This is a genomic window from Streptomyces yatensis, assembly GCF_018069625.1.
Classification (GTDB): Bacteria; Actinomycetota; Actinomycetes; order Streptomycetales; family Streptomycetaceae; genus Streptomyces; species Streptomyces yatensis.
The window spans coordinates 7,004,160-7,020,091 of sequence record NZ_CP072941.1; the positions used below are offsets into that span (position 1 = coordinate 7,004,160).

The 15,932-nt window shown below is 71.8% G+C and carries 16 protein-coding genes; 3 read left to right on the forward strand and 13 right to left on the reverse strand.

The annotated features are described in order from the left end of the window. Positions 1–159 precede the first annotated feature (159 nt). The 6 genes from pcaB to J8403_RS28965 form a co-directional block, all read right to left on the reverse strand. Positions 160–1,479 (reverse strand): 3-carboxy-cis,cis-muconate cycloisomerase, encoded by a 1,320-nt coding sequence (pcaB, locus tag J8403_RS28940; RefSeq protein ID WP_246586034.1) that lies wholly within the window; start codon positions 1,477–1,479, stop codon positions 160–162. After that, entirely contained in the window at positions 1,466–2,128 is a 663-nt protein-coding gene (gene pcaG / locus J8403_RS28945; RefSeq protein ID WP_246586035.1) for a protocatechuate 3,4-dioxygenase subunit alpha, read from the reverse strand. The genes pcaB and pcaG overlap by 14 nt, the downstream gene beginning before the upstream one ends. Next, positions 2,128–2,895, reverse strand: coding sequence for a protocatechuate 3,4-dioxygenase subunit beta (gene pcaH, locus J8403_RS28950; RefSeq protein ID WP_211125727.1), 768 nt, complete (start codon positions 2,893–2,895; stop codon positions 2,128–2,130). The genes pcaG and pcaH overlap by 1 nt, the downstream gene beginning before the upstream one ends. 134 nt (positions 2,896–3,029) lie before the next feature. Next, entirely contained in the window at positions 3,030–4,238 is a 1,209-nt protein-coding gene (locus tag J8403_RS28955; protein WP_211125728.1) for a thiolase family protein, read from the reverse strand. Further along, positions 4,235–5,029 carry a CoA-transferase subunit beta gene (locus J8403_RS28960; RefSeq protein ID WP_211125729.1) on the reverse strand — a complete coding sequence of 265 codons (795 nt, stop codon included), beginning with the start codon at positions 5,027–5,029 and terminating at the stop codon, positions 4,235–4,237. The genes J8403_RS28955 and J8403_RS28960 overlap by 4 nt, the downstream gene beginning before the upstream one ends. Further along, positions 5,026–5,850 carry a CoA transferase subunit A gene (locus J8403_RS28965; protein WP_211125730.1) on the reverse strand — a complete coding sequence of 275 codons (825 nt, stop codon included), beginning with the start codon at positions 5,848–5,850 and terminating at the stop codon, positions 5,026–5,028. The genes J8403_RS28960 and J8403_RS28965 overlap by 4 nt, the downstream gene beginning before the upstream one ends. Positions 5,851–6,061: 211 nt before the next feature. Between J8403_RS28965 and J8403_RS28970 the strand changes: the two genes are divergently transcribed. Further along, positions 6,062–6,502, forward strand: coding sequence for a MarR family winged helix-turn-helix transcriptional regulator (locus J8403_RS28970; RefSeq protein WP_211125731.1), 441 nt, complete (start codon positions 6,062–6,064; stop codon positions 6,500–6,502). Between the two features lie 1,107 nt (positions 6,503–7,609). Here the strand turns inward: J8403_RS28970 and J8403_RS28975 are convergent. From J8403_RS28975 to J8403_RS28985, 3 genes are all read right to left on the reverse strand, one after another. Beyond that, positions 7,610–8,437, reverse strand: a complete 828-nt coding sequence (locus J8403_RS28975; protein ID WP_211125732.1) for a putative protein N(5)-glutamine methyltransferase — start codon at positions 8,435–8,437, stop codon at positions 7,610–7,612. A 138-nt stretch (positions 8,438–8,575) separates the two neighbouring features. After that, positions 8,576–9,424: a helix-turn-helix domain-containing protein gene (locus J8403_RS28980; protein WP_211125733.1), complete on the reverse strand. Its 849-nt coding sequence runs from the start codon at positions 9,422–9,424 to the stop codon at positions 8,576–8,578. A 21-nt stretch (positions 9,425–9,445) separates the two neighbouring features. After that, positions 9,446–10,192 carry a DUF6879 family protein gene (locus J8403_RS28985; protein WP_211125734.1) on the reverse strand — a complete coding sequence of 249 codons (747 nt, stop codon included), beginning with the start codon at positions 10,190–10,192 and terminating at the stop codon, positions 9,446–9,448. A 174-nt stretch (positions 10,193–10,366) separates the two neighbouring features. Between J8403_RS28985 and J8403_RS28990 the strand changes: the two genes are divergently transcribed. Further along, positions 10,367–10,699 (forward strand): hypothetical protein, encoded by a 333-nt coding sequence (locus J8403_RS28990; RefSeq protein WP_211125735.1) that lies wholly within the window; start codon positions 10,367–10,369, stop codon positions 10,697–10,699. A gap of 341 nt (positions 10,700–11,040) precedes the next feature. Continuing rightward, complete coding sequence (locus tag J8403_RS28995; protein WP_211125736.1) at positions 11,041–11,457, forward strand: hypothetical protein; 417 nt, start codon at positions 11,041–11,043, stop codon at positions 11,455–11,457. A 1-nt stretch (position 11,458) separates the two neighbouring features. Here the strand turns inward: J8403_RS28995 and J8403_RS29000 are convergent, their stop codons facing one another. The 4 genes from J8403_RS29000 to J8403_RS29015 all read right to left on the reverse strand — a co-directional run bounded on the left by J8403_RS29000 (position 11,459) and on the right by J8403_RS29015 (position 15,755). Beyond that, positions 11,459–12,391 (reverse strand): oxidoreductase, encoded by a 933-nt coding sequence (locus J8403_RS29000; protein WP_211125737.1) that lies wholly within the window; start codon positions 12,389–12,391, stop codon positions 11,459–11,461. A gap of 299 nt (positions 12,392–12,690) precedes the next feature. After that, a complete protein-coding gene (locus J8403_RS29005) occupies positions 12,691–13,020 on the reverse strand; it encodes a DUF4387 domain-containing protein (RefSeq protein ID WP_211125738.1) in 330 nt (109 codons plus the stop codon). 5 nt (positions 13,021–13,025) lie between these two features. Beyond that, the gene (locus J8403_RS29010; RefSeq protein ID WP_211125739.1) at positions 13,026–14,387 is read right to left on the reverse strand and encodes an acyclic terpene utilization AtuA family protein; all 1,362 of its coding nucleotides are present in this window, start codon (positions 14,385–14,387) and stop codon (positions 13,026–13,028) included. 45 nt (positions 14,388–14,432) lie between these two features. Continuing rightward, entirely contained in the window at positions 14,433–15,755 is a 1,323-nt protein-coding gene (locus J8403_RS29015) for an MFS transporter (RefSeq protein ID WP_211125740.1), read from the reverse strand. Positions 15,756–15,932 lie beyond the last annotated feature (177 nt).

Sequence of the window (15,932 nt, forward strand, 5' to 3'; positions counted from 1 at the left end):
GCGATTGAGGAGCGGGGTCTGGGGCGGAGCCCCAGCGGGGGCCCGGGGGCGGAGTCCCCGGAGTGGGGGGCTGGGGGCGGAGTCCCCGGAGTGGGGGGCTGGGGGCGGAGTCCCCAGTTTCGGGAAGGGGCGGGGAGGGGAGCTTGCCGCCCGGAACCGTTACGCATCGCGCCCCAGCGCACGGTCGACCAGGGCCGGGGCCGCACCCACATACGCGCCCGCATCCATCAGCTCACGCAGCCGCTCCGCCGGCAACGCACCCGCGAGCGCCTCCGCCAGCCCCACACCCCCCTCCGCGACCCGCCGCGACGCCTCGCTCAGCAGTTCCTTCGCCCGGGCGCGGCCGACGACCTCCCCCAACTCGGCCGCGATCCGCTCGCTCACGATCAGACCATCCGTCAGCCGCAGATGCTCGGCCATCCGCTCGGGAAACACCTTCAGACCGGACGTCAGCTCCACCGCGTCCCGGGCGGAGCCCCCCGCGAGCCGCAACAGCTCCCGTAGCGGCTGCCACTCGGCGTGCCAGGCCCCGCCCGGCCGTTCGTCCTCCGCGGCGAGCGCGCCCAGCAGGATCGCGGCGAGCCCCGGGGCCTGACGGGCCGCGGCGGCCATCAGCGTGGCGCGTACGGGGTTCGACTTGTGCGGCATCGCGGACGATCCGCCACCCGCGCCCTCGGCCACCTCGCCGATCTCCGTCCGCGACAGCACCAGCACATCCGCCGCCACCTTCCCCAGCGCCCCCACGGTGAAGGCGAGCGTCGAGCCCAGGTCGGCGACGGGGGTGCGCAGGGTGTGCCACGGCAGCTGGGGCTCGGCCAGCCCGGCCGCCTCGGCGAACCGCGCCAGCAGCCCGGCCCCCTCCCCGAAGGCGGCCAACGTGCCCGCCGCGCCACCCAGTTGGGCGGGTGGCCGCAGCGCCGCGAGCCGGTCGCGGGCGTCCAGGACGAGCGCTCGCCAGCCCGCCGCCTTCAGTCCGAAGGTGGTGGGCACGGCGTGCTGGGTCAGGGTGCGGCCGGGCATCGGGGTGTCGCGATGCGCGGCGGCGAGCCGGGCCAGTTCCGCCGCCGTACGGTCCAGATCGGCCACGATCAGCGGCAGCGCACGCGCGGCCACCAGCATCATGGCCGTGTCCACGATGTCCTGGCTGGTCGCGCCCCGGTGGACATACGGCGCGGCCTCGCCGTCCGTATGGGCCACCGCCGCCGTGAGATCGGCGACCAGCGGGATGACCGGGTTGCCCCCGGAGCGGGCGCGCAGCGCCAGATCGCGTACGTCGTACAGCTCGACGCGGGCCGCGCCCGCCACCGCCTCCGCCGCCCCGGCCGGTGCCACCACGCACGCCAGCGCGGCCTCCGCGTCCAGCATGGCCTGCACAAACGCGGTGTCGCCCGTGGCGGCCTCCACCGCCGACCCGGCCCGCACCGGGGACAGCAGCCCCACGTCATGGCCGTCCGAGGGGCGAGAACTACCGGAACTCAAGGAAGACCGTCTCCCCTTCGCCCTGCAGGCGGATGTCGAAGCGATACGTCCCCGGCGGGGACCCCGCCGTCGCCACCAGCGTCTCGCGGCGCGCCGGATCCAGCGCGGCGAGCAGCGGGTCGGCGGCGTTGGCCTCGGCGTTCCCGGGGAAGTACACGCGGGTGAAGAGGTGGTGCAGCAGCCCCCGGGCGAAGACGCACACGCTGATGTACGGGGCGGCGGGCGCGGCCGGGCCGCCCGGCGGCAGCGTACGGGCCGTCCAGTGGCCGTCCGCGTCGGTGGCGATCCGGCCGAAACCGGTGAAGTCCACGCCGTTGCGACCGAGGAAGCCGCCGGTCACCGGGTCGCGCCGCATGGACCCGCCGGCGCCGGCGAGCGAGCCGTCCGGGCCCGCCTGCCACAGCTCGATCAGCGCGTCCGGGACGGGCGCTCCCTCGCCGTCGTAGACGTAGCCGTGGAGGGTGAGGGCGTCGGGGTGGCCCGCGGGGGCCATCTCGCCGCCGTCGGGGAAGGGCAGGGCATAGCCGTAGAAGGGGCCCACGGTGTGGGAGGGGGTGGGCGCGAGCCTTCGCTCCGGTGCATGCCCCTGCTCGGGTGCGAGCCCTTGCTCGGGTACGAGCTTCTCGCCGGGTACGAGCCTCTCGGCCATCAGCGGCCCTCCTCGATCCAGGTGGCGGACGGCCCGTCCAGCACGATGTCCCAGCGGTAGCCCAGCGACCACTCCGGCTGCGACAGCGCGTGGTCGTACGCCGCGACCAGCCGCTGCCGCGCCGACGGGTCCGTCACCGACTGCAGGATCGGGTCGTAGCCGAAGAGTGGATCGCCGGGGAAGTACATCTGGGTGACCAGGCGCTGGGTGAACGCCGAGCCGAAGACGGAGAAGTGCAGATGCGCGGGGCGCCACGCGTTCTCGTGGTTGCGCCACGGATAGGCGCCCGGCTTGATGGTGGTGAAGCGGTACGAGCCGTCGTCGCCGGTCAACGTCCGCCCCACACCGGTGAAGTTGGGGTCGAGCGGCGCGGGGTGCTGATCGCGCAGATGGGCGTAGCGGCCCGACGCGTTGGCCTGCCACAGCTCGATGAGCTGGCCGCGGACGGGGCGGCCCCGGCTGTCCAGGAGCCGTCCGGAGACGGTGATGCGCTCGCCGAGCGGTTCGCCCTGGTGCTGTGCCGTGAGGTCGTTGTCGATCGCGGTGATGTCGGTGTGGCCGAAGACGGGGGTGTGCAGCTCCACGGTCTCCGGGTCGCCGTGGACCGCGACCAGCGGCTGTTGGGGGTGGCGCAGCACACTGCTGCGGTACGGGGGGAAGTCGCGCGGCGGATGGTCGGCGGCGGGAGCACCTTCGGCGCGCGCCGTGTCGTACGACTCCCGTATGTGGGCGAGTTCGCGGTCGATGTCGGACTGGGTGAGAGCCATGTCTGCCGTCAGCCTTACCTTTCAGCCGTTCCAGCCATTGCCAGCCGTGCCGTGCCATCCGCTGTGCCGTGCCGTGCCGTGCGGTGCCGTGCGGTGCGGTGCGCTGGGCCGTGCCGTTCCGTGCCGTTTCGGGATTACCTCTCCAGGACGAGGGCCAGGCCCTGTCCGACGCCGATGCACAAGGTGGCCAGGCCCGTTCCCGAGCCGCGGGCGGCGAGCTGATGGGCGACGGCCCCCGTGAGCCGGGCCCCGGAGGCGCCGAGCGGGTGGCCGATGGCGATGGCGCCGCCGCGCGGGTTGACGATCGCGGGGTCGAAGCCGGGGTCCTCGGCGGACCATTCGGCGAGACAGCCCAGCACCTGCGCGGCGAACGCCTCGTTGAGTTCGAGCGTGGCCAGATCGGCGAAGGAGCGGCCCGCCTTGGTAAGGGCGCGGCGTACGGCCTCGACCGGGCCGAGCCCGAAGTACTGCGGCTCGATACCGGTGACGGCGGAGGCGCCGATCCGGGCCAGCGGCTCGCGTCCGGTGGCCTTCAGCCCCTCCTCGTCGACGAGGAGCAGCGCGGCCGCGCCGTCGTTGAGGGGCGAGGAGTTGCCCGCGGTGACCGTGCCGCCGGGCTTGCGGAAGGCGGGCTTGAGCTTGGCCAGGGCCTCGGTCGAGGTGGAGTCGCGGATGGACTCGTCGCGGAGCAGATCGCTGTCCGGGTACGGCAGCACCTCGGCGTCGTACGCCCCGTCCTTCCACGCCCGCGCCGCCTTCTCATGGCTGCCGAACGCGAACGCGTCCTGCGCCTCGCGGGTGATGCCGTGCTTGTCGGCGATCAGCTCGGCGCCCTCGCCGAGGGCGACGGTCCACTCCGGCGGCATCTCCGGGTTGGTCATCCGCCAGCCGAGGGTCGTGGAGTACATCTGCTGATGTCCGGCGGGGAAGGCGCGCTCGGGCTTGGGCAGCACCCAGGGGGCGCGGCTCATCGACTCCACCCCGCCCGCGAGGGCGATATGGGCGTCGCCGACCGCGATCGCGCGGGCGGCCTGCAGCACGGCCTCCAGGCCCGAGGCGCACAGCCGGTTGACGGTCGCGCCGGGCACGGTGACGGGCAGCCCGGCCAGCAGCACGGCCATGCGGGCGACATCGCGGTTGTCCTCGCCCGCGCCGTTGGCGTTGCCGAAGTAGACGTCGTCGATGCGTGCCGGGTCGAGGTCGGGGATGCGGGCGAGCAGGCCGCGCACCACATGGGCGGCCAGATCGTCGGGGCGCACTCCGGCCAGCGCGCCGCCGTATTTGCCGACGGGGGTGCGGACGGCGTCGACGATATAGACGTCACGCAGGGGAGTGGGGCTCATCGGGTCTCCTTCGCGGGCTTCCCGGCGGCCTTGAGGGCGCGCAGCGCCGCCAGCTCATCGGGGGTGGGCGGCTCGGTGGTGTCCACGGTGTCCGCGACGGTCAGCTCCCAGCCGGTGGCGGCCCGCACCTGCTCCACGGTGACGCCCGGGTGCAGTGCGGTGAGCACCAGCTCGGCGGTGGCCGGGTCGGGGCGGAGCACCCCGAGGTCGGTGATCACGGCGACGGGTCCGGCGCCCGGCATGCCGAGCTTCTTACGGTCGCCGGGGCCGCTGCCGTGGCCCAGGGTCGTCACGAAGTCCAGCCTTTGCACGAAGTTGCGGGTGGAGTGGCGCAGCACCATCAGCACTTTGCCGCAGTTGGAGGCGATCTCGGGGGCGCCGCCCGCGCCGGGGAGGCGGCCCTCGGGCTTGTCCGGGCCGCGGTCGACGACGGTGGTGTTGATGTTGGCGTAGCGGTCGACCTGGGCGGCGCCGAGGAAGCCGACGTCGATCCGGCCGCCCTGCAGCCAGTAGTTGAACATCTCCGGCACCGAGATCACCGCGTCGGCGGTGTCGGCGAGTTCGCCGTCGCCGATGGACAGCGGGAGCCGGGTGGGCTTGGAGCCGATGGTCCCGGATTCGTAGATGAGGACGAGGCCGGGGTTGACGGTGGCGCGGGCGAGGTTGGCGGCGGTGCTGGGGAGCCCGATGCCGACGAAGCAGGTGGTGGCGTCGGCGAGGGCGCGGGCGGCGTTGACCTCCATCAGCTCGTCGCTGGTGAACCCGGTCGTGCCGGTGGGGGTCGCGTTCATCGGGTGAGAGCTCCCTCGGTGGTGCGCACGTTCTCGTCGATCCACTGGGTGAACGCCTCGCGGTCGCGGGCGATCGGGTCCCATGCCTGGTAGAAGGTGTTGTCGCGGGTCGAATACCCGGCGGCGTAGGAGGGGTGGGCACCGCCGGGGACGACGGAGACCGCGTCGATCACCCAGGTCGGCAGGACGATCCCGCCGGGGCGTGGCGTCAGCTCCTCGACGATCTCCTCCACGGTCACCAGCACCCGCTCGGCCGCGAGTGCCGCCTCCTTCTGCACGCCGGTGAGCCCCCAGAGCTGCACATTGCCGGCGCGGTCGGCCTGCTGGGCGTGGATGACGGTGACGTCGGGGTTGAGCGCCGCGACGGCGGCCAGCTCCTCCCCGGTGAAGGGGCAGACGACGGTGGAGACGGTGTCCGTACGGGTCGGGATGTCGCTGCCGCGATAGCCGCGCAGCACGGCGAACGGCAGCTTGGAGGCGCCCGCCACATAGCGGTTCGCCATGCCCGCGTGGCTGTGCTCATCCAGCTCCAGCGGCCGCGGCCAGCCGTTCTCGACGGCGTCGCGAAGGCGGTGCAGCGAGCCGACGCCGGGGTTGCCGCCCCAGGAGAACACCAGCTTGCGGACGAGTCCGGCGCCGATGAGCTGGTCGTAGATGACGTCCGGCGTCATCCGGACGAGGGTCAGATCGGTGATGCCCTGGCGGATGACCTCGTGCGCGGCGGCGTACGGGATCAGGTGGGTGAAGCCCTCCATCGCGAGGGTGTCCCCGTCGTGGACGAGGTCCGCCACGGCGTCCTGCAGGCTTCGGATGTCGGCCATCGTCACTCCGCTCAGTCCACGGTCAGGGTGCTCAGCTCAGATACTCAGTGTGCTGACTAATGTGGTGCCGGTTTCGCACGCTGCCATTGGCTGGTGCGCTCGTCAAGAGAGTCTAGGTCGAATGTCGGCCCCTCGACATGGGGTCTTCCACAGGGCAGAATCACTCAGTGCACGGACGAATGGCGGAGTGGGAAGGCCGGGAGGGCACGGCATGGGCGGCGCGGTGGATCTGAACACGCACCCCGGGCACCTGGCCCGCCGCTTCCAGCAGGCGCACTCCCTGCTGTGGGGCGCGATGGTCTCCGAGGAGATCACCTCGCCGCAGTTCGCGGTGGTCAACGCGTTGACGGAGAGGCCGGAGATCGACCAGCGGACGCTGAGCGAACACGTCCACCTCGACCGCTCCACCATCGCCGACCTGGTCGCCCGGCTGGCCCGCCGGGGCCTGCTGGAGCGGGTCCGCGACCCGAACGACGGCCGCCGCAATGTCCTGCGGCTGACGGAGGAAGGGGCGATGGTCCACCGGAAGCTGGTCAGGCGGACGGCGCGGATGAACCGGGTCTTCCTGTCCCCGCTGGACGAGACGGAGCGCGAGACGCTGCTGCGGTTGATCGCCCGGGTCACGGATGCGGCGGAGGAACTGCGCGCGTAGGGCGCCTTGGGCGCCCTTGGGCGCCCTTGGGTGCGCCGGGCCCGGGTGCGCGGTGGCCCGGGGGCCGCCGCTGTGGCCGACCACGTCGCCCGCCACGACCTGAGTGACGCCCAGGGGGCTCCAAGCGGCCCTTGCCCGCGCCGTGCGCGCGGTGTCCGGCGGCTCTTTCCCCTCCCCGCCCCTTCCCGAAACTGGGGCTCCGCCCCAGGCCCCCGCCGGGGCTCCGCCCCAGGCCCCCGCCGGGGCTGCGCCCCAGGCCCCCGCCGGGGCTGCGCCCCAGGCCCCCGCCGGGGCTGCGCCCCAGGCCCCCGCCGGGGCTGCGCCCCAGGCCCCGCCGGGGCTGCGCCCCAGGCCCCCGCCGGGGCTGCGCCCCAGGCCCCCGCCGGGGCTGCGCCCCAGGCCCCCGCCGGGGCTGCGCCCCAGGCCCCCGCCGGGGCTGCGCCCCAGGCCCCCGCCGGGGCTGCGCCCCAGGCCCCCGCCGGGGCTGCGCCCCAGGCCCCCGCCGGGGCTGCGCCCCAGGCCCCCGCCGGGGCTGCGCCCCAGGCCCCTGCTGGGGTTTGGCCCCAGGCCTCCGCCCGGGCTGCGCCCCAGGCCCCTGCTGGGGTTTCGCCCCAGGCCTCCGCCGGGGCTGCGCCCCAGGCCCCTGCTGGGGTTTCGCCCCAGGCCCCCGCCGGGGCTGCGCCCCAGGCCCCCGCCCGGGCTTCGCCCCAGGCCCCTGCTGGGGTTTCGCCCCAGGCCCCCGCCCGGGCTTCGCCCCAGACCCTTGCTGGGGCTCCGTCCCAGATATCCCCTCCGGGCTTCGCCCCAGGCTCCGCCCCAGACGCCCGCCGGGCTTCGCCCCAGATCCCCGCCCGGGCTTCGCCCCAGATCCCCGCCCCAGACCCTTGCCCGGGCTCCGCCCCAGGCCCCTGACGGGGTTTGGCCCCAGGCCCCCGCCGGGGCTTCGCCCCAGGCCCCTGCCGGGGTTTGCCAGATCCACGCCGGGGCTGCGCCCCAGGTCCCCGCTCCTCAAACGCCGGAGGGGCTGGGTTGGCTCCTCAAGCGCCGGAGGGGCTGGGTTGGCTCCTCAAGCGCCGGAGGGGCTGGGTTGGCTCCGTGCCTCAGGCGTCAACGTGCGGCGGACATCCCCTGAGGTGTCGACGGCCTCGTCCCGATGACGACCGTCGCCTCCCGCTCCCCGCATTCGGCCAGTCGCGGTTCCAGGCCGTCGTCAGCGGCGATGGCGAGGGCCGAGGTCGCCTGCCGACCGCTCGTCTCGAAGAGCAGTGAGCCGCCCGGGGCCAGCCATCGGGCCGCCTCGGCGGTCACCCGGCGCAGGACATCGAGGCCGTCCACGCCACCGTCCAGTGCCACCCGCGCCTCGTGCACCCGGGCCTCCGGCGGCAGCAGCCCGACCTCCTCGGTCGGTACGTACGGGACGTTGGCCAGCAGGACGTCCACGCGGCCGCGCAACGCGCCCGGCAGCGGTTCGTAGAGATCGCCCTCGTACACCGTGCCGCCCACGGGCTCGACGTTGCGCCGCGTGCAGGCCACCGCGACGGGGTCGATATCGGCCGCGTACAGCTCCACCTCGCCAAGGGCCGAGGCCAGCGCGGCGCCCAGCGCGCCCGAACCGCAGCACAGATCGACCACCACGGCCCCGGGTCGGGCCAGTGCCACGGCCTGATCGACCAGGAACTCGGTGCGCCGGCGCGGTACGAAGACCCCGGCGTCGACGGATATCCGAAGCCCCCGGAACTCCGCCCAGCCGAGCACATGCTCCAGCGGCAGCCCGGCGGCGCGCCGCTCCACCATGGCGAGGAGTCCGGCCGGGGTACGAGCCGTGGCGAGGATCAACCGTGCCTCGTCCTCGGCGAACACACACCCTGCGGCGCGGAGCCTGGTGACGACGGCGGGGAAGGTGATGAGTGAAGGTGAAGCTGATGAAGCCGACATGGGAGCCTGGAGGCCTTTCGGAATCCTTGAGGGCACTCCCGGCAGTCAGCTATCCCGTGTATCCCTGCGGCGAGAGCACCCAGCCTGAACTGGCATTGATGGGTCTCACCTCCTCGGTGCGTACGGGCGACGGCCACACTACCCGATCAGCCCCCGCCGGGCCTCGTTGATCAAGCGCTGGGCGTCGGCCCCGAAGACGGCCGATTCGCGCAGGGTGTTCCAGGCGCGCAGATAGAGGGCGATGCTGTCGGCGTCGTTGATCCAGAGTTCCGCGTGCCAGTCCTCGACGAGCACCAGCCGCTCGTCGTGGACCCAGAATCCGTTGGCGGGCTGGATCTTCAAGGGCGCGGCGAAGGGGACGATGCCCAGCTCGACCGTGTCCAGGCCGATGACGCTCATGAGCCGGTCGAGCTGGGCTGCGAGCACCGACGGCGGGCAGACGAGGGCGCGCAAGGCGCCCTCCCACATGATGATGTGGTACCGCTTGCGCGAGTCGTACAGTCCTTCCTGGCGCTTCACCCGGGCACGGACTGCGGCCTCAATGTCTCGCGGAGACTTGTGCAGGTCGGTGTTCCGCGTGAAGACCGATCGCGCGTAGTCGGCCGTCTGGAGCATGCCCGCCACGAGACAGTTTTCCCAGATGCGCAGTGTGGCTGTGCGGTCGTGTTCAGCGGTGATCGCGTCCTGCACGGGCTTGTGTCCAGCGGCCAGTTGGCGGCGCCACGATCGGATGTGGGATTCCAGCCCGTTGAACCGGGAGAGCAGTTCCTCGGCGGCTTCCGGCTGGTCGGATGCCGTGGCCCAGGCGCGCAGATCCTCGGCTGTCGCGGTCTGGCGCCCGTTCTCCAACTTGTAGATCTTGGAGTGCGGCCAGCCCAGCCGTTCGGCGAGTTGTGGACCGGTGAGCCGACCTCCAGGGCATGACGTACGCAGTTCCCGAAGCCGCGCTCCTAGGGCCACCCGTGCTTGCTGAAAGTCAGTGCTCACCGGTCACACGCTACTTGCAACCTACGTAGTCAGTCCCGCTGCGAACGTGTCGTACCGCACGGCGTAGTGCCATGCCGCGTCACGGACTTGGAGATACCGGTTGACCGCCACCGGCTCCGTGATCAGCTCCACGTTGAGCAGGTTGTCGTCGTCATCGAAGTTGAGGAGAGCGACGAGCCGAGAGTCGAAGATCCAGAAGTCCTCTGCGGGCAGCCGCAGCCGGTCGGAATCGGCGCGCCACAGATTACGGATGTCCTCTCCCATGTCGCAGTTCCGCTTGGCGCTGTAGAGGAGGTAGCGCTGGCCGATCGTGGGCGGATCGTCCACGATGCGCACTCGCTCGCACCGCTTGCCCTGCTGAGTTTGGTTGCGGATCGTGGTGAAGAACGGATGGTAGAGGTCCAGCGGAGCCTCGCCCGTCTCGACGAACGCCTGGAAGTCAGGCGCCGTTTCATCACTCGCGAACCGGCGGCGGGTCTCCAGCCGCCAGGCGGTGTGCTCGAAGTTCTCGAAGAGCTTGCCGAAGTCATCCAGGTCGATGATGCGCGGCGGGCGAGTGGCCTCCTTGGGGCCGAAGTCGACCAGCAGTTCGCGCGGCACCACGATGGGTGTCTCGCCTTCTCCAAGGTGTTGGAGCTTGGCAACGTCCTCGGGGTCGGTAAGCGGTGTTCCGTGGATGACGATCTCTCCGCTGTCCAAGTCCTCGTGTACGGCCGGGCAGCCCCCAACGCCAGAACCCGTTCCGTTGAAGCGCAGTCGTCGCGCCATGATCACGCCCTCCCTTGTTGATCTGGACACCCCGAGCATGTCGCACTTATGGGTGCGCTCGGTATGCCTTCCCTAACCCTGCGTGAGATCAATCAAGAACATCCACCAGGGAAGCGAGAACATTCGAGAACATTGCATGGCACCCGCCAGCTGCCCCTCCCTAGCGTCCTGTTCATGCAGAACACGGCGGAAGTGGGAGAGATGCGAATCCGCGAACAGGACATCGAGGCGCTGGGTGCCGATGGCCACGCCATGGCCAGAGCCGAGGCCCAGGCCGTGGCCGATCTGCTGCGCCAGGCCCTGCATCGCCTCGGCTTCACCCCGGACGTGCCGCATGGCGTCGAAGGCGGGGAGCTGTACTGGCCGACCCTGCGGGGCGAGCTCACGGTGTCCGGCTATCCACTGGTGGCCCTGGGGCGCATCCCCCTCGACAGCGCGAATCGGCTCGCGGACGTCCTGATGCGGGCCGCGCTGGAGGAGCAGACGAAGAACGCTGCCTCGGCGTAAGCGGTACGCATCCCGCCTCCCCCATGAACCCCCGTACCAGCTGGGCCGGAGCCCTGGCAGGTCGAGCCCAGCCGGAACGGGTGCAGGTGCACCACGGCGCGAGGAGAGCCCCCGTGCCGACAGCACAGAAGGGAATCATCCCGATGCGGCTGGCAGGACACAAGGCCGTCTTATGGCAGGACCCGGAAGACGGCGACACCATGCCCGACTCCGACGCACCGTCGCCCCCTTCGGGTGGCGACTGCGGTGGCGGTGACGGCTGCGGCCGTCGATAACCCCGGTAGGCAGGGCAGTCCCGGCCATCGCGGGGGCTGCCCTCTTCCGTCAGTGAAGGCGGCACATTGCGGCACCACCACGGCTATACCTGGCTCGGCTCGGGCCACGAACTTCTCAAGGACGGCCCCCGACGCCCCCTCCATCCGGACTTCAAGCACTCCAAAGTCGTCCCCCTCGAACTCGCCCACTGGCTGCTCAAGCCCCCCACCTTCGTCCAGGCGACCTGGACCGACCCCACCCAAGCCGCCGACTGGTTCGGCGAGCGGGCCCACGAACACGCGGGCTCCTTCGCCTCCGTCCACGACCGTGCGCCCGAGACGCTGTCCGCGAGGGTCCGGAGCGCCGCCAAGGCGGTGGCGGGAGGGGAGGACGTCGCCGGAGGGTGGTACCTCACCGGGCAGCGGTTTCTCTCCGTATGTCTGATCGCCTGCGGTCCCCACCGCTTGCGCCCCGAGCTCGGCTGTCCGCAGCCGCCGCCGTGAATCAGTTCGCGAGCGTCTCGTACCGCACCCCTGTCAGCCGCTCGGACGCGGCCCACAGTCCCCGGCCCGCCGTGTCGCTGCGGGTCCACTTGGCGCGGGTCGAGCGGACGGGGGAGCCGTGCCACAGCCCCTGGAAGGGCGGGCCGAAGAAGTCGTTCTGGTGGACGTCCGGGGCGGTGGCCGCGTACAGGGTGGGGAGGGCGCCCTGGTCCGGGCTCTGGCCGAAGTAGCGGTTGCCGATTTCCATGAAGCGCTTGGTCGCCCGGCGGCCCTCCATCTTCGGGGCGGCGGTCTGGAGGTTGGTCGAGGCGTAGCCGGGGTGTGCGGCGGCGGCCACCAGGTGGGCGTTCGTCGCGCGGAGGCGGCGGGACAGCTCGTGGATGAAGAGGAGGTTGGCGGACTTGGAGCGGGAGTACGCCGTCCAACGGCGGTATCCGCGCTCCATGTTCAGATCGCGCGGGTCGACTGTCCCCAGCATGTGCATAAAGCTGGACACGCTGACCACCCGCGCCCCCGGGCCCGCCTCCAGCAGCTTCGGCAGCAGTAGCCCGGTGAGCGCGAAGTGTCCCAGGTGGTTGACGCCGAACTGCATCTCGAAGCCGTCGGCGGTGCTGCGGCGCGGGAGGGCCATCACGCCCGCGTTGTTGATGAGAAGGTCGAGCCGGTCGCCCTGGTACTCGGCCGCGAAGGTGCGTACGGACGTCAGATCCGCGAGGTCCAGCGGCGCGACCCGCACATACGCGCCCGGCGCCTGCGCCCGGATCCGCTGCGCGGCCTCGGCCCCGCGCGCCTCACTGCGGCAGGCGAGCACCACCTGCGCGCCGCGCCGTGCCAACTCCCGGGCGGTGACGAAGCCGAGGCCGCTGTTGGCGCCGGTCACCACGGCGGTGCGGCCGGTCTGATCGGGGATGTCGCTCGCGGTCCAGCCCTTCATCACGCGCTCCTTCGCGGTGTGCCCTACGCGCCGGTAGCCCCAGTGTCCGGCGACAGCCTAAGGGTGGAGTGGTGAAGGTGCGAGGCGTGTGGATCGGGATTCGAACGCCAGCGCTGCATCAGGCAGGTCCTGGTTCGTGTCGCCGCGCGAACCGCGCACGAGCAGCCTCGTGAGCGCTGCGCAGTAGCTGCACAACCGTGGGGAGTTCACGATGGTCCATCAAATCCATGAGCACGTCCGGGTAGACGTTGGCGTCCGCGTGCCGCTGGGCCCCAGAGAAGCGGGCGGTGGCCCGCGGCTCAACTCGAATGGAGTGGTGCGGGAGTCACCTCCATGTCCATGAGCGGGGCGTACTGCTGCCCGGCGTAGCAGTCGGTGTCGCGGAGGTCGCCTTGGACGGTGGGGCGGGGGAGGGAGACCTTGACGGCGAGGGCGAGGGGGTGGTTGACGACGAGGATCTGGTCGGGGTCGGCGTCGTAGAGGGTGGCGAAGAGGGCGGGGTTGAGGAAACCGGTGGCGACGAGGGCGTCGTAGGCGGCCTGGTCGTGGCACATGAAGTCGAAGGTGAGGGTGAAGGGGCCGGCGTTCTTGGAGCGGACCAGGGAGCAGTAGTCGAGCAGGGTGGTCATGGGGTTCACAGCTCCTCGGTGGTGGTGCGGAAGAGTTCGGTGGGGGCGACGCCCGTGGCGACGTGGTGGAGGGTGAAGCGGTAGAGCGGGCCCCTGTCCGTCTCGGGCGGGGAGTAGGGGTAGGCGAGGGTGGAGACCAGGCCGTCGTACTCGGGGACCGGCAGGTGGCTGCTGGCGTGGGCGACGAACGTGGCGATGGCGTGGGCGGTTGCCTGGTCGGGCGCGGTGACGGTGATGAGCACGCCGAGCTCGCGGGGAGCGAGCGGATCGGGTTCGCTGCCGCCGAGGACCGCGCCGGCGCCGTAGAGGCGGTAGTCGATGTCCACGTCGGCGGGGTCGACCGTTCCGCCGAAGACGTCGAGGATTTTCGCCTCGAAGTACTCCTTGGCCATCGGCACCAGCTTGGGCAGGGCGTCGATGACGACACGGTCGCGCACACCGCCGAAGACGACGGTCTGGTAGCCGATGAGTTCGGCGCCCTCGAGCTTGTTGGTGTAGTCGTCGGCCGGCAGGTAGCGGGCGCCGCGGACGCGGACGGTCCGCTCGTCGACCGCCTCGTAGGTGGCCCCGGTGGTGTCGAGTACGCCCGAGGGTTCGGCGACACGGTACGGGTCGGTGTTCTCGTACAGCGTGTGGGCGGCGACGGAGCGGGGGGTCAGACGGGTGCCGTCGGCGAGGGTGGTCACGTCGAAGTGGTCCTCGCGCAACGTGGCGAGCAGCCCGTTGGCGGACGGCGGGATCGCGCAGGCGGCACCGCATTCGATGGTCTTGGCCATATGCCAGGTCAGGCCCGGGTCGGCGCCCCGCAGCTGCGGGACGGCGGCGAACAGGGCGGTGTCGCTGGCACGTCCGGCGAGGATCACCTCGCAGCCGTCGCGCAGGGCGTCCTGGAGGGGTTCGATGCCCATCATGGCGACGGTGTGGCCGCGGTCGAACAGGTCGCGGTCGATGGCGGGCGCATGGGGAAGCGGCCGGATCCTGCCCGCGTCATACAGGTCGCGCAGGCGCTGGGCGGGCTGGTCGGAGTAGATCAGGCCGAGCTTGAAGCTCAGGTTCTCCTCCGCGGCGATGGAGCGGGCGATGGCGGCGACCCAGTCGACACCGTCGTCGCGGCCCGAGGTGCCGCAGGAGCCGATGATCAGCGGTACGCCGAGCTCGTCGCGGGCCCTGAGCAGCAGGCGCAGATCGCGGGTGACGGCCTGGGCGGACAGCTTCGGGGTGCCCGAGCCCAGGGCGGCGGGGCCGGAGTCGGTGGAGCCGGCGTCGCAGGCGATCACGTCCGGCAGGGCGGCGACGCCGCGGGCGAAGGCGTCGGTGTCGAACCCGGCGCCGAGCGCGCCGGTCGGGGCCAGGATGCGGAGTTCCATGAAAGTGGTGCCTTTCATCGTGCGGGAAGAGGGGATCTCGGCCGGTCAGGCGGCGGCGCCGTCGGTGGCGCCGTCGGTGGCGCGGTCGGGTGCGCGGCGGACCAGGCGGGTGAAGACGAGGAAGGTGACGCCGGCGAACACCGCGGCGTTCAGGTCCATATAGCGCCAGCGGGTCAGGTCGATCGTGGTGCCGAGGATCGCCGGGCCCAAGGCCATCCCGGACGCCGAGGCGATCGTGTAGAGCGTGGTGTAGGTGCCCAGCACCTTCTGGGTCGGTGCCAGGTTCCACAGCGCGACCAGCGCGTTGACGGCGAACGAGGTGTATCCGAGCGAGCAGAGCACCATCGAGGTGATCGTGCCGGGCACGGTCGGCACCGTGAACCCGAGGAGCAGGCCCGCGATGAACAGCCCGACGCCGTACCGCATCGCGCGCAGCTGCCCGAGCCGGTTGGAGGCGTACGCGATCGGCAGCACGCAGACGAGGAACGCCACCGCCCCCGGCAGGGCCAGACCGGCCGCCTCGCCGCGGGTCAGACCGAGCACCTCCGTGCCGTAGGGGGTCATGAGCGAGCGCAGCGCGGACCACATGCCGGCGAAGCAGAAGATGCCGACCATCAGCAGCAGGGTCGGGCTGGACGGCGAACGCAGCGCGTCCTTCAGCACCGCCCACGGGGAGGCGAACTCCCGCTCGGGGGCGGCCTTCTCCTCCTCGTCCTCCGGCAGCAGCACGGCGGTGTGACGGCGCCCGAGGAACGCCCATGACAGCCCCAGCATGATCAGCATCAGCAGCGGCGGTATGGCGAACGCGAGGCGGAGGGACCGGTCGACGACGAGCAGGCTGATCAGGGAGGACACGACGATGGTCAGGCTGACGCCGGCCTTGATGAAGCCCTGCGCCTTGCTGCGGTTGGACGGCGCGACGTAGTCGGACACCAGGGTCTCGGTAACGCCCTTGAACGCGTTGGCGATCGCGGCGAAACCGACCACGCACACCATCAGGGTGGGAAGGGTCGTCGCCCAGGGGATGAGGACGAACGGCACGGTCGCGGCCGCGGCCCCGATCAGCACGATCGGCCACCGGCCGGTGCGGCGGCGGGCGAGCTTGTCGGAGAGGAACCCGACGGACGGCTGCGTGAAGATGCCCCAGGAGTGGTCCAACCCCATGATCAGGCCGACCACGCCCGCGGAGGTGAAGTAGTGCCGCAGCTGCTCGGGAACCTGGGTGTCGTAGAAGTTCCACACCGCTTCTTGTGCGAAGACGGCGAGGGCCACCCACAGCACGGCGTTGCGGTTCATGTGGTCGCCGGGTGCCGGGCGGGGGAGGGTGCTCACCGAGCCGGGCGGGGATATGGGGGGAGTTTCGGGCATCGCGAGGACTCCTGTGCTACATGCTATAGCAAGTGAGGGAAGGGGCTGCCCGCCGGAGCGCGCGCTATGCGCCCAGGGGGCGGGGGTCGGTCTTCAGGTCGGTCGGCCGTTGGAGTCGCGGGGGGCTGCTGGAGCTTGGAGTCTTGAGTCGGTCGCCGCAGCCCGGGGTCGGTCGGC